Source organism: Pseudomonas sp. LW8, assembly GCF_041956865.1.
GTDB lineage: Bacteria > Pseudomonadota > Gammaproteobacteria > Pseudomonadales > Pseudomonadaceae > Aquipseudomonas > Aquipseudomonas siliginis.
Genome location: NZ_CP168138.1, coordinates 2,344,163 through 2,359,197 on the forward strand (window position 1 = coordinate 2,344,163; position 15,035 = coordinate 2,359,197).

Consider the following 15,035-nt stretch of genomic DNA (forward strand, 5'->3'; position numbering starts at 1 on the left):
TTGTTTCAAACCACTTGAATGCCGTTCTGCACCCACAAGTGGTGGCTCGGATCCTCCTGTGCCGTGTATTGAACATAGTCGATGCCGTCGGCCTGTTGCGTGCCATCGGCGACCCAGCCATCGGTCATGTGCACGCTGTCCCTGTCGTCACCCTTGATCAGCAAAGTGTTGTTGTCCGAAGAGGTAATCGCCAGCAGATCGCCGAGATTCAATGTCAGCGCAACCGCACTGGAATGGTTGAGGTCGAGGATTTCGACGTTGTGGATCTTGCTCTGCAGATCGCCGAGGTTGATCGACACATCGCCACCGGCCCAGAGCAGGGTGTCGGTGCCGCTGCCGCCGTCCACCGAGGTGAACTGCTGATCGGCGATGATCAGCGTGTCGTCGCCACCGCCACCTTGCAGCGTGACGGCGCCACCGTGCGAGCCGTCGAGGGTGTCGTTGCCTTCGGTGCCCTGGATCAGTTCGCTGCCAGCGACATGGGCCAGACCGAGGTCATCGCTGGCCAGTGCCGAGAACGCGGTGCTGGCGAATGCGCCGGCATTGTTCAGGTCGATGGTCAGCGTCGCGGTATCCACGGTGCCGTTGGGGTGGGTGAGTTGGTAGGTGAAGGTGTCTTCCTGGCCGATCACCGCATCGGTCAGCCCGGCCTTGAGCGTGTAGGTGTAGTTGCCGTTGGCCTGGACCACCAGGGTGCCGTAGTTACCGACCAGCGAGACGCCGTTGTAACCCGGCGCGACGTAACTGCCGGCGACCAGCACGCTGAGCAAGGTGTAGACCGAGCCCAACACATCGGCGCCGCCGCCCGCGGTGTCAGTGAGCAGGTTGCCCGATACCGGTGTGTAGCTGCCGACCACGAACTGATTGTTGTAGGTCGCGACGTTGATCAGGCTGGTGTTGACGCTGGTCAGCAGGCCGAGGCCGCCCACTGCCACCCGCACCTGATAACTGCCGGCGGTCTGGTCGTCGAACTTGATCCCGTAGTTGCCGCCGCCGAGATTGACCAGCGCGTTGCCGCCGTAACTCTTGACCAGCACGTACTGGTTGGTCGCCGTGTTGAGCTTGTACAGGCCCACCGTCATCGAACCGAGCAGCGCCAGCAGGTTGCTCGAATTGACCACCACGGTCAGGTCACTGACGGTATCGGCCGCGACCACGGTGTTGTAGTTACCACTGCCGCCGCCCAGCAGCACATTGAACGTGCCGAGGGCAGAGTTGGTGGTGACTTCGCGGTTGACCAGGGTGACGTCAGTCGAGGCGACGTCTGGCGTGGCATCCACCACCAGCGCCGGGCTGCCAAGGTTGGCGTCGTTCCACACTTCGCTGGCTTGCGGGCTGTCGATGCGCACGTACAGATTGGCGGTATCGCTCAAGCCGTTCGGGTGCACCAGTTGGTAGTTGAATACGTCGACCTTGCCGACGCTGCCAACACTGCCGTTCGGTTTGTAGCTGTAGTTGCCGTTGGCGTCGATGGTCAGCGTGCCGTACAACCCTTGCACCGTGGTGCCGGCCCCGGCGCTGACCCAGGCGCCGTTCTTGAAGATCTGCAACTGCGCGCCGTTGTCCGGGCCGGTCTGATCGGCCGTGCCATCGACGCCGACGTTGGTGATGACGTTGCCGGTCACCGCTGGCCCGGCAATGCCGTTGAACTGGGTCAGGCTGCTGACGTCCAGTTGCAGCTGGGTATTGACCGTGGTCAGCACGCCGATACCGGTGCTCGAAACTGTCAGTCGATAATCGCCTGACAGCAGGTTACCGATGTCGACCCGCACGCCTTGGCCGGCGAGCGCGATCAGGTCGAGCAGGCCGCCGCTGCCGTTGACATCCAGAGTGACCCAGTTGCCGCTGGCATCCTTCACTTGCAGGGTGTAGACCACGCCATCGATCAGCGAAATCAGGCTACTGGTGGTCAGCGTCAGGGTCGGATCAAGACGCGTGCCGCCGGCGACGGTGAAAGTGAAGGTTTTCGAGAATCCGGCCAGCAGCGTGGTGAACGAGTCGTTGAAGGTCTGCGAGGCGGTGACCGGGGCCAGCGTGACGGTGCCGACGGCGAGGTTATCGCTGGCGATCACTGGCGCGTTGACGTCGACGTCCGGCGCAATGACGTTGGCGGCCACCGAAACGTTGCCGCGTGCGTCGCTGAGGTTGACGGTGAGGTTTTCACCGTTGATCTGCGCACTGCTCAGGGTGACGGTAAACACGCCGAGGTTGTTGACCGTAGCGGTGCCCAGGACGGTGCCGCTGGCCGACTTGATGGTCACGGTTGCGCCGGCTTCGCCGGTACCGGTGACGGTCAGGCCGTCGGCGCCGACCAGCAGCGCGGTGGCCGCCGCTGGAGGCGTCAGGTCTGGCGCCGTCGCGTTCGCCGCAGCCGATACGTTGCCGCTCGGATCGGCCTGGGTGACGCTGAGCACCTGGCTGTTGATCTGCGCCGATGCCAGTACTACCGAAAAGCTGCCGTTGGCGGCAACGGTCGCGGTGCCGAGCACCACACCGCCGACGCCGCGTACGCTGATGGTCGAACCGGGCACACCGACGCCAGTGAGCACGGTGCCGCTGCCATTGACGCTGACGCCGGTCGGCGCGCCGGGCGCGGTAATGTCCGGCGCTGTCAGGCTGGCGTTGGGCGACAGATTGCCGGCCGGGTCGACCAGACGCACGGTCAACAGCTGCCCGTCGAGTTGTGCGGTGTTCAGGTTGAAGCTGAACGTGCCGCCACTGCCCACGGTGGTAGTGCCAATCAGCGCGCCGCCCGGGCCGTAGACGTTGACCGTCGCACCGGCTTCGCCCGTACCGCTCAAAGTCAGACCGTTGGCAGCGAGCGTCAGACCGCTGGCTGCAATCGGCGCCTGCACGTCAGGGGCCGTCAGGTTGAAGACCTGCGACAGATTGCCCGTCGGGTCGGCCTGTTGGACGTTGAGCTGTTGGCCGTTAAGTTGCGCGCTGGACAGTTGCACGGTGAAGGTGCCGCCAGCATTGACCACGGCGGTGCCGAGGACGGTACCGGCTGCGTTGGTCACGCTGACGGTCGCGCCGGCCTCACCCGTGCCGCTGACCGCCAGGCCGGTGCCGTTCAAGCTGACATTGCTCAGCGGCGCTGGCGCGGTGGTATCGGCGACGCTGAGGTTGGTAACCGGCGAAACGTTGCCCGCCGCATCACTCTGCGTGACGCTCAGTTGCTGGCCGTTGAGTTGCGCCGATGACAAGGTCACCGAGAACGAGCCATTGCCCGCCACCGTCGCCGTGCCCAGCACCGCGCCTCCCGCACCGCGAACAGTGACGGTCGCGCCGGCTTCACCGAGCCCGCCGAGCACCAGACCGGCACCGCTGAGGACCAGTGCTGTCGGAGCGGCCGGGGGAGTGATATCGGGCGCAGTTACGTTAAGACCGGATGAGGTGTTGTTGGCCGCATCGGTCTGTGTCGCATTGAGCACCTGACCGTTGACCTGCTGCGTATTGAGCTGTGCGCTGAAAGTGCCATTGGCGCCAACCGTCGCATTGCCCAGCACCACGCCGCCAGCGCCGGTGATGGTCACCGACGCGCCGACTTCGCCGCGACCGGTAACCAAAGTGCCGTTGGCGTTGACCGCCAGATCGCTGAGTGGCGCCGGCGCCGAGGTGTCACCAGCGGTGATTTCAGTCGGCAGCGAGGCGCCACCCAACGCAGTGTTGGCGGTGACTTCGAGGCTTTGGCCGTTGGTTTGCGCAGGCGTCAGCACCACGCTGAACGTGCCATCCGCGCCGGTGACGCCGGTGCCGATCAGACTGTTGTCAGGCCCATAAACATTAATGGTGGTGCCGAGCGCCGCCGTGCCGGTCAGCGTCAGACCATCGGCCGTAAGCGCCAGATTGGCTGGAGCGTCCGGTGCCGGAACCGCCGGGACAGTCAGGTTAGCGTCTGCCGAAACGTTGGTTGCGACGTCGATCTGATTCACCGTCAGCACCTGGCCGGCAGTGATGCCCGGCGCCAGATCGATCAGGAACGTACCGTTGGCGGCCACTGTGCCGGTGCCGACGATATTGCCCAGCGCATCGGTCACTTCGACACTCGCGCCGGCTTCGCCACGACCGGCGAGCTGGCTCAGATCGCCGCTGATGGTCAGACCGGTGACGGCATCTGGAGCGGTAGTATCAGCCGCCGGGTAGAGCAGCACTGGCGATGCGTTTTGCGCCTCATCCGTCGCGATCACTGACAACAACTGACCATTGGCCTGGGCCGGATTCAGCGTAACGGTATAGGTGCCGTCGCCCAATGCCACCGCCGTGCCGAGCACGGTGCCGGTGGCGGACAGCACAGTCACGGTGCTGCCGGCTTCGGCGGTTCCGGCGAGCAAGGTGCCGGCGCCGGTCAGCGATGTCACCGTTGGTGCGATCGGTGCAGTGCTGTCCGGCGCGTCGACCAGTACGGGCTCGGACTGGTTGTTTTGCGCGTCGGCTTGCACGACCGACAGTGCGCGGCCATCGATTTGCGCAGCCGACAACGTGACGCTGAAATTGCCATCTGCGGCCACGGTCGCCGTGCCGAGCACCACCGTGCCGTCGCGCACGGTGACGGTCGCTCCGGGCTCGCCGGTGCCGGTCACGGTCAAGCCGTCCTGGCTGACATTGAGGTCGGCCACCTCCAGTGGATCGGTGATATCGCCCGCTTGCACGGGCGCTGTCGGCGATGTGTTGGATGCCAGATCGGTCTGATTGACGCTCAACAGCTCGCCGTTCACTTGCGGCGGGTTGAGGGTCACGCTGAACGAGCCATTGCCGGCCACGGTTGCCGAGCCCAACACAGTGCCAGTCGCGCTGAGTACACGCACCGTGGCGCCGGCTTCACCGCTGCCGGTCAGTGTCACGCCATTGGGCGTGAGAACGAGGTCGGTGGGCGCAGCGGGCAGGGTGATGTCCGGCGCAGTGACGGGCACGATCGGCGAAGGGTTGCCCGCCGCATCACGCTGGATCACCGACAAGGCTTCACCATTGAGCAGCGGCTGGTCGAGGGTGACGCTGAAACTGCCATCGGCCGCGACGGTGCCGGTGCCGACGATGGTGCCCACCGCGTTGGTGACGACTACCTGCGAGCCAGCCGCACCGGAGCCGGTGATGAGGCTGCCGCTGGCGTCGATCTCGACATCCGTCAGTGCGGCAGGAGGCGTGCTGTCAGGCGCCGTCAGGGTGCCGGCAGGCGAGGCATTGCCGGCTGCATCCGCCAACACCACGAACAGCGCTTGGCCATTGGTCTGTGTTGGGGTCACCGTGACCTCGAAACGGCCATCGCTGCCCACGGTGCCGGTGCCCAATTCGGTACCATCGGCCGACGTCACGCGGACAATGGCGCCGACTTCGCCGGTACCGGTGAGCAGACCGCCATCGGCATTCAGTTGCAGATCGGCCGGCGTCGCTGGCGGGGTCAGATCCGGGGCGGTGACCGTGACCGGGGCGCTGACGTTGCCGGGTGGATCGGCCTGCTGCACGCTGAGAATCTGTTCGTTGATCTGCGGCGGATTGAGGGTGACGCTGAAGGTGCCGTCGCCGAGTACCACGCTGGTGCCGAGCAAAGTGCCGTTGGCATCGCGCACGGTCACGGTCGCGCCGGGTTCGCCAGTACCAATGACCAGCGCGCCGGACGAGTTGATATCGACGTTGTCCAGTGGATCAGGCGGAGTGAAGTCCGGCGTGGTCAGGTTCACCGCAGGCGAGTCGTTGCCCGCTGCGTCGGCCTGAACCACGGTGATCACTTCGGCATTGGTCAACGCCGGGTTCAGTGGCAGGGTGAAGGTACCGGTCGCGCTGACCACGGCGGTGCCAAGCACGTTGCCGTCACTGTCGATGACCCGCACCTGCGCGCCGGGTTCGCCGCGCCCGGTCAGGCTTGCGCCGTCGCCGCCGATGCTCAGTTGCGAAACGGCCGCTGGCGGTGTGCTGTCGACCGAAGTGAACGGCGTGGCTGCCGAGGTGTTGCCCGCTGCATCCGTCAGTGACACGGTCAGCGCCTGACCGTTGGCTTGTGGCGTAGTCAGGGTTATCGCAAACGTGCCGTCGATGCTCACGGTGCCGGTCCCGACCAGCGCTCCGGCAGCGTTGTACACGTTGACCGTGGTGCCGGCCTCACCGGTACCCGAGAGCAAGGTGCCGTCAGTGCTTGCCACCAGCGCAGCCGGCGCATTGGGCGCGAGCAGATCCGGGGCGATCAGGTTGACGCTGTTCGATTCGTTGCCGGCGGTGTCGGCCTGGCTCAGGCTCAAAGTCTGACCAGAGGTCTGTGCCGGGCTGAGGGTGACGCTGAACGTGCCATTGGCCGCCACCACGGCGCTGCCGAGAACCACTCCGCCGGTGCCGAGCACGGTCACCGTGGCGCCGGCTTCACCGCGCCCGGTCAGGGCCGTGCCGTTCGGTGCCAGGCTCAGTTCGCTGAGCGGCGTTGGCGCGGCGATATCGGCAGCGGTGTAGTCGGTCGGGGATGAATTGATACCGGTGCTCGACGTCGCCACGGCAGACAGCTGTTCGCCGTTGAGTTGCGCGGCGTTGAGGGTGACGCTGAAAGTGCCATTGGCCGCCACCAGCGCGCTGCCGAGCAACACGCCCGAGGCATTGCGAATGCTCACGGTGCTGCCGGCGGTGGCCGAGCCGGTCAGGGTCAGGCCGTCAGCGCTGAGGGCCAGATTGGTCGGTGCACTTTCCGCCAGATTGCCCGGTGCAGTCACCGGCGCCGCCGGTCCGGTGTTGCCGGCAGCATCGATCTGCACCACGGAAAGATTCGATCCAGCCACCGCCGCCGGGGACAACGTGACGCTGAAATTGCCATTGCTGGCAACGGTCGCAGTACCCAGCAAAACACCGCCGGCATCGCGAACTTCCACGCTGGCGCCGACCTCACCAATGCCGGTCAGGGTGGCACCATTGGCGCTCACCGCCAGATCGCTCGCTACCAACGGCGCCGTGCTATCGACCGCATTGACGATTGCCGGGGCCGACGGATTGCCTGCCGCGTCGGTGGCCGTCACGTTCAGTGCCTGGCCATTGGTTTGCGGGCTGTTGAGGGTAATCTGGAAAGTGCCGTTTGCGGCCGCCGTGGTGGTGCCGAGAAGATTGCCCTGACTGTCGCGCACGGTCACCGTGCTGCCGGCCTCGGCGTTGCCCGACAGTTGCACGCCGGCAGCATTGAGCGTCAATGCGCTCGGAATCGCCGGGGCGGTCAGATCCGCGGCGATGACTTCAACCGCCGTCGAAACGTTGCCCGGCGGATCTTCCTGAGTGACGGTCAGCACTTCGGCATTCAGTTGTGCTGCGTTGAGGGTGACAGTGAACGCGCCGCCGCTGCCGACCTGTGCGGTGCCGAGCAAGGTGCCGTCGGCGCTGCGCACAGACACGGTGGCGCCGGGCTCGCCGTGGCCGGTGACGGTGACACCGTCAGCATTCACCGCAACCTGGGTCAGTGCCGCCGGCGGGCTGATGTCGGGGGCGTTGACACTGGCCGACGGTGAAACATTGCCGGCAGGGTCGGTCTGGCTGATCGCGAGCGCTTCACCATTGGTCGGCGCTGGCGCCAAGGTCACGCTGAACGAGCCGTCCGCGCCAACTACGGCGCTACCCAGCAGGGTGCCGTTGGCGGTGGTGACATTGACGGTTGCGCCAGCCTCACCCGTGCCGCTGAGGGTGCTGCCATCGGCGCTGATCAGTGGATTCTGCACGGCGGCCGGCGGGGTGCCGTCGACGGTGACCACGCCAGTGGAAATCGAGGCGTTGCCGTTGGCGTCGGTCAGGGTGACCTGCAGGGTTTCGCCGGTGTTCTGCGCGTTGGGCAAGGTGACCTGGAAGTTGCCGCTCTGATCGACTACGCCGGTGGCCAGAACATTGCCGGCGGCATCGCGCACGGTCACGGTGCTGCCGGCTTCGCCCTGGCCTTTGACCACGGTGCCGACGTCATTGATCGTAACGCCAGTCGCTGCGGCTGGCGGTTGCAGATCGGTGGCGATGATGCCGGCGGGTTGCGACAGGTTGCCGGCGGCATCGCTCTGGATCGCGGTAAGTGCCTGGCCATTAAGTTGTGCCGGCGTCAGCGTCAGGCTGAACGTGCCATTGCTGGCGACCAGTGCAGTACCGAGCACGGTACCTGTGGCGTCGGTGACAGTGACCGTCGCCCCGGCCTCTCCGCGTCCTGTGAGTGTCGTGCCGTTGGCATTAAGCGCCAGATTGGTCACCGCGTCCGGCGCCGTGCCATCGATCGCCGTCACCGTGCCCGGAATCGACACGTCACCGTCGGGACTGGTGGCCGTCACTTGGAGAACTTGTGCGTTGATCTGTTTGCTGCTGAGCAACAGGGTGAAGCGGCCGAAGCTGTTGATCAGCCCGGAGCCGAGCACAGCGCCGCTGCTGCTGGTCACCGTCACGGTGCAACCGGGCGTACCGGCGCCGGTCAGGGTGAAACCGTCGGCACTCAAGGCCAGATCGGTCGGGGTCGCGACCTGGCTACCGTCCAGTCCTGCCAGCGGCACGACGGGCGAATCATTGCCGCCACTGTCAGTGCTGATGACTTCCAGATTGCCGCCAGGCTCGGCCGGTGGACTGAGGGTCACGACGAAGCGGCCGTCCGCATCGGCCGTCGCGGTGCCCAGCACAGCGCCACCGCCGGCAATGCTGACGGTGACCGTGGTGCCCGGTTCGGCAAGTCCCGACACTTGCGTACCGGCGGGATTGAGCGCGAGATCGCTGACTGGCGCCGGCGGGGTGCTGTCCGGCGCAGTGACGCTGCCGGGAAGCGAACTGTTGGCGCCGTCCGACGCCACGACTTGCAAGGCTTCGCCATTGGTTTGTGCAGTATCGAGGTTGACCGTGAAGGCGCCCGTGCCGTCAGCGGTTGCGGTGCCGATGACGTTGCCGTCGGCATCCAGCACCTGCACCGTGTTATTGGGCTGAGTGGTGCCGGTGACCGTGGCACCCGCCGGATCGATGAGCAGACCGCTCGGTGCAGGTGGGGCGGTGATGTCCGGTGCCGTAACCGGCGTGGCCGGCGAGGGCAGGGCGCTCGCATCGGTCTGGATCACACTCAACACCTGACCGTCGAGCTGAGCCGGGCTCAGATTGACGCTGAAACTGCCGTCGCTGGCGACCACCGTCGTACCGATTACCGTGCCGTCCGCTGCGCTGACCGTTACGGTGCTGCCGGCTTGTCCTGTGCCGGTCAACGTCACGCCATTGTTGGCCAGAACGACGTTGTCTGGTGCCAGAGGCGCGGTGGTGTCCGCTGCCGTCAGCGGCGTGTTGGGGGAGACGTTCACGCCATCCGATTGGCTCACTTGCAGTTGTTGGCCATCGATCTGCGGGCTGTTCAGCGGCACTGTAAAGGCGCCGCTGCCGTCGACGATCGCAGTGCCCAAGGTATTGCCGGCCGAATCCTTGACCGTCACCGTGGCGCCGGGTTCGCCGGTGCCGCTCAGTTCAGTGCCGCCTGCGTTCAGCGTCAGATCCGAAGGGGCAGTGGGAGCCTGGATATCCGGCGCTTCAACTGGAACTGCCGGGGAGCCAGTGGGCGAGCCATCGCTCTGCACCACGCTGAGGTTCTGGCCATTGGTTTGTGGCGAGGACAGGGTGACTTCGAACCGGCCGTTGCTGCCGACCAAAGCTGTTCCCAGCACGGTCCCGTTGGTGTCAGTGACAGTAACGGTGGCGCCGATCTGACCCGCGCCTGAGACCACGGCGCCATTAGCGGAAATGCTTACATCGGTCACGGCTACCGGTGTGGTCAGATCGGGTGCGGTGACGTTGACCGGCGCCGATGGATTGCCTTCCGCGTCGGTCTGGATCACTTGCAGTTGTTGCGCATCGGTCTGTGGTGTGGAAAGTGGAACGGTAAAATTGCCATCGGCATCCACCGTGCCCGTGCCGATGATGTTGCCGGCCGGATCGCGCACAGTGACCGACGCACCCAACTCACCCTTACCGGTGAGCGTCTGCCCCTGAGCGTCGAGCGCAAGATCGGAGACGGCCGTCGGCCCTTGGGTGTCAGGCGTCACGTAGTTCAGTGGTGCGGAAGTGTTGCCAGCGGCGTCGCTGGCACTGATCTGCAGTGTTTCGCCGTTGTTCTGCGGACTGCTCAGTTGCAGGCTGAACGTGCCGTCCGCCGCCACCACGGCCGTGCCGAGCACATTGCCGTTGGCGTCGCGCACCGTTACGGTCCAACCGACCTGGCCGCGTCCACTCAATTGCGTGCCATCGATGCTCACTGCGATGTCACTTGGTTGGGTCAGCCCGTCGAGGTCAACCGCGATGATAGTCACTGCTGGCGAAGGGTTGCCGGCGGCGTCGGTGACCAGCACGCTCAGCGCTTCACCATCGATTTGCGCGGCATTGAGTTGCACAGTGAACGAGCCATCGGAGGCGACCAGAGCCGTGCCGAGCAGCGTGCCTTGTGCATTGGTGACGCTGACTGTGCTGCCGGGTTCGCCACGGCCGGTCACCGAAAGGCCATCGCTGCTCACGGCCAGATCCGTTGCAGCAGCGGGGCCGGTGATGTCTGGTGCATTGAAGGTCACGGCCGGCGATTGCGCACCGGCGCTGTTGACTGCCACGACACTGAAGGTTTCACCGTTGGCCTGCGCACGAACCAGCGTCAGCAGGAAAGTGCCATCAGCGGCCACCGCCGCGCGCCCGAGCAATTCGCCGTTGGCGGCACGGACTTCAATCGTGGTGCCGGCTCGGGCGGTGCCGGTGAGTTGACTGCCGTCGCTGCTCAAATCGAGATTGCCTGGCGTCGTCGGTTCGACGATCTCCGGCGCGCTGACCGTTGCGCCGGTCGAGATATTGCCTGCCGCATCGGTGGCATTCACGGTCAGCGACTGGCCGCCGGTTTGCGCGGGGCTGAGGGCGACGCTGAAAGTGCCATCCGCCGCCACCACAGCGCTACCGAGCAGAGTGCCATCGGCGGCGCGCACCTGGATGGTCGAGCCGGCTTCACCGGTGCCGCCGAGTTGCGTGCCATCAGGGCTCACGCTGAGATTGCCTGGTGCGGTCGGCGCGGTGGTATCCGGCGCAGTGACCGTACCCGGTGTCGAAACGTTGCCCGCAGGGTCGGTGAGCGTGACGTCGAGCGGCTGGCCATTGTTCTGTGGCGTACCCAGGTCGACCTGGAAACTGCCATCGGCGCCAACGGTTCCGGAACCCAAAAGGTTGCCGGCTGCATCGCGTACCTGAACGACACTGCCAGCTTCGCCAAAACCACTCAGCACCCGGCCATCGGCCGACAAGGTTAATCCGGTCGCGGGCGCAGGAGGCGTTGCGTCTCCACCGCCACCACCGCCGCCGCCACCACCACTTCCGCCCGCAGCGGCCGCCGCACCACCCGCGCCCAACAGGCCCAGCCCGGCAATCGCCCAGGCCGGCGTCGCGCCATCCACCACACCGACGCCAGCGATCAGCTCATCCAGCGAATTTATTTCGTCAAAGGTAAAGCCGTTGAACGGCTCGGCGCTGTAGCGCGCCTGCCACAGCGTCGCGTCGTCACCCTGAAAGACAATGTCATTAGGCACGCCGTCAGGGCTGGTGACGAAGAAATTGGAGATTTTGATTTGCTCGCCGGACTTCAAATTGACAATCAAATCCTGACCGCTGCGACTGGTTGACGCCAGTTGGTCGGGACGGACCGGCATTTGTACAACTGAAGGCTGATTGAGCTGAACATTGCCCCAGTTCTGGGCAGTGAGCTGAGAATTGGCTTTGTCGGCAATGACGATGTTGTCCATTACTACTCCCTGTAAATGGGTGGGGCGGACGTCCACGGATGGTTTTAAAACCATAGATAGGGAGTGTCAGATGGGGCTGCCTGATTTTTGACGAGCGTATGGATGGGCCATTTGCCCACGTTTATCTCTTTGAAAATCTGTTCTATTTGAGTCGTTACCGTTTGTCGGGACGTTGGATCCAAGCGGCTTTTGGGTGCAACAAAATGTGTCGGTTTCGACATTATCCAAAGAGAGGCTGGAAAATATCCGGGCGGAATCGAGGAGAGCGATGGCTAAGCGATATTGAATTTCTCAAAGCGCAGGCCAACCTCCTTAGCTGCCGGTCTGCGAAGGTATTAATCAATAAGCGTGGGAGGGGGGGAAGGCTTTGTATAAGAAATCCAGTCGTACCGTTTCAGCTGTTCTTTCTATCCCTCAGCAGTTAATGCGCTAGCTATCGATCGCCGAAGTGATAGGACGATATCCAGCGCAGACTGATCGCTAACACTGCCGGGGCACTGATCAAACATATGTGGCGCCCCAGGGTAGACATGCAGTTCGACGGCAACCCCGGCGCGCGACAGACGCATGGCAAATGCAACGTCTTCTTCCAGGAACAGATCCAGCGCCCCGACGGCCAGAAACGTCGGTGGCAAGTCACGCAGATCGTCTTGCAGGGCCGGCGAAAACCAGCCGATTGGCAGATCATCCAGCGCTTGGTCAGCGCGCAGGCAATCCCAACAGAACTGGTTGGCTTGCGCCGGCCAGCCAATCACTCCGGTCGTGCTGTTCTGGTGAGGCGAGGCCGGGCTGCCCGAACGGTAATCGAGCATCGGATAAACCAGCACCTGGCTGGCGATGGAATATTCGCCGCGATCCCGCGCCACGATGGCCAGCGCTGCTGCCAGACCTGCACCGGCACTGTGACCCATGACGATCACGTTGTCGGCGTCCATGTTGAGCGTTTGCCGGTGTGCGAAAACCCAGCCGAGGGCGGTGTAGCAATCTTCCAGGGGAATAGGGAAGGGGTGCTCTGGCGCGAGACGGTAATCGACAGCGACGATGATCGCCTGAAGTTCTTCGGCGAGGTTAGCCAGATAGTCATCGGCCATTTCGGGGCAACCAAGGACGAAACCTCCACCGTGGATGTACAGGATCACCGCAAAATTACCGCCCGGTGCCCCGGCGGCGGGCCGGTAAAGACACAGGCGCAAATCCTCACCGTCGTGGGCCTTGGTCCATAGGCTTTCACCGCGCGCTTGTTCTCGGGATTTGAATGTCGCATGGACACGCTCCCTGATCGCGGGCAGCGTCTCCAACGTCCAGGCTTGTGCGCCGGGGGTTAAAAAGCTTTTGAAGTCGGGATCCAGCAGTTCATGTGCTTTCACGTTCTGCCTCCTGTTCTCGAATGAGCGAGCGCCTCTGATCGAAGCGCCGCCCACGGTGGAGTTACAGCCAGGCTTTGATCTGCGCGCAGACAGCCGGCGTCGAAATGCCGTAGCGATCATGCAGCGTCGGCAGGGCACCGGCGTCGAGGAAGGCGTCGGGCAACGCGATCTGTCTGAAGGTGGGCGTCACGCCATTGCGCAACAACAACCCAGCAACCGCCTCGCCCAAACCGCCGATGATCGAGCTGTTCTCGGCTGTGACCACCAGACGCCCGGATTTACGCGCTTCGGCGAGAATGGTGTGTTCATCCAGCGGCTTGATGGTCGGCACGTGCAGCACGGCCACATCAATGCCGTCGGCCTGCAATTGCTTGGCCGCTTCCAGCGAGCGCATGGTCATCAGCCCGGTGGAGATGATCAGCACATCATTGCCCGTGCGCAGAGTCTTGGCCTTGCCGATCTCGAATTTATAACCGTACTCGTCCAGCACCAACGGCACATTGCCGCGCAGCAAACGCATGTAGACCGGGCCTTGGTGAGCGGCGATGGCCGGCACGGCCTGTTCGATTTCCAGTGCATCGCACGGGTCGACAATCATCAGATTGGGCATGGCGCGAAAAATAGCCAGATCATCGGTGGCCTGGTGGCTCGGCCCGTAACCCGTGGTGAGGCCGGGCAAACCGCAGACGATTTTGACGTTAAGGTTTTCCTCGGCGATGGCCATGCAGATGAAATCGTAAGCACGGCGCGAAGCGAACACCGCGTAGGTGGTGGCGAAGGGTACGAAACCCTCACGCGCCATGCCCGCCGCAGCGCTCATCAGCAACTGTTCGGCCATGCCCATTTGATAGAAACGCTCCGGATGCGCCTTGGCGAAAATGTGCAGGTCGGTGTACTTGGACAGGTCCGCAGAGAGACCGACGATGTCCGCGCGCTGATCTGCCAGCGCCGCGAGCGCATGGCCGAACGGTGCCGAGCGGGTCGCCTGGCCCTCGGAGGCAATCGAGGCAATCATCGCCGAGGTGGTCAGGCGCTTTTTCACCGGCGCGCCAGTAGCAGTCGAAGGCGCAGTGTTGGCGGCATTGCTCATTGGTCTTTTCCTTCTTCAAGGTTGCTCAGTGCCAGGTCCCATTCGTGCTCTTCGACGCGAATGAAGTGGGTCTTTTCCCGGTTCTCCAGAAACGGCACGCCTTTGCCCATTTTCGTGTCGCAGATGATCACGCGCGGTTGCCCGCCGGGGTGATTGCGGGCGGCATCGAATGCAGCGACCAGGGCGTCGAGGTCATTGCCGTCGACGCGCTGGGTAAACCAGCCGAAGGCTTGCCAGCGATCGACAATGGGTTCGAACGAAAGAATCTCGCTGGAGTAACCGTCGGCCTGCTGGTTGTTGACGTCGACGATGGCGATCAGGTTGTCGAGCTTCCAGTGCGAAGCCGACATCACCGCTTCCCAGGTCGAGCCTTCATTGAGTTCGCCATCGGACAGCAGGTTGTAGACGAACGAGGCCGAGCCTTTGCGCTTGAGGCCCAGGCAGGCACCGACCGCGATACCCAGGCCCTGACCCAGCGAACCGCCGGTGATTTCCATCCCCGGGGTGTAGGCGGCCATGCCCGACATCGGCAGGCGGCTGTCATCCGAACCGTAGGTTTCCAGCTCGTCGAGCGGAATGATCTCGGCTTCGATCAGCGCTGCGTACAGCGCAATGGCGTAGTGGCCGATGGAGAGATAGAAGCGATCGCGCTGCTCCCATTCGGGATCTGCGGGGCGATGATTCATCGCATGAAAGTAAGACACCGCCAGCAGGTCAGCCGCGCCGAGGGCCTGGCCCACATAGCCCTGGCCCTGAACTTGGCCCATGCGCAATGCATGGCGGCGAATGTTGTGCGCGCGCTGGGTCAGGCTCAGCGATGCAGCGTGTGCAAGATTAGTCGTCATGATGAAA

General features: G+C 64.1%; 4 protein-coding genes. All 4 read right to left on the reverse strand.

Translation table 11 applies throughout. The features are described from left to right. Window positions 1–5: 5 nt before the first annotated feature. The 4 genes from AB9L16_RS10605 to AB9L16_RS10620 all read right to left on the reverse strand — a co-directional run bounded on the left by AB9L16_RS10605 (window position 6) and on the right by AB9L16_RS10620 (window position 15,028). On the reverse strand, window positions 6–11,726 hold the full coding sequence (locus AB9L16_RS10605) for a BapA/Bap/LapF family large adhesin (RefSeq protein WP_375123515.1): 11,721 nt from the start codon (window positions 11,724–11,726) through the stop codon (window positions 6–8). A gap of 407 nt (window positions 11,727–12,133) precedes the next feature. After that, complete coding sequence (locus tag AB9L16_RS10610; protein ID WP_375123516.1) at window positions 12,134–13,093, reverse strand: alpha/beta hydrolase; 960 nt, start codon at window positions 13,091–13,093, stop codon at window positions 12,134–12,136. A 61-nt stretch (window positions 13,094–13,154) separates the two neighbouring features. Beyond that, window positions 13,155–14,183 carry a transketolase family protein gene (locus tag AB9L16_RS10615; RefSeq protein ID WP_150742626.1) on the reverse strand — a complete coding sequence of 343 codons (1,029 nt, stop codon included), beginning with the start codon at window positions 14,181–14,183 and terminating at the stop codon, window positions 13,155–13,157. Continuing rightward, window positions 14,180–15,028 carry a transketolase gene (locus AB9L16_RS10620; protein ID WP_150635577.1) on the reverse strand — a complete coding sequence of 283 codons (849 nt, stop codon included), beginning with the start codon at window positions 15,026–15,028 and terminating at the stop codon, window positions 14,180–14,182. The genes AB9L16_RS10615 and AB9L16_RS10620 overlap by 4 nt, the downstream gene beginning before the upstream one ends. Window positions 15,029–15,035: the final 7 nt, after the last annotated feature.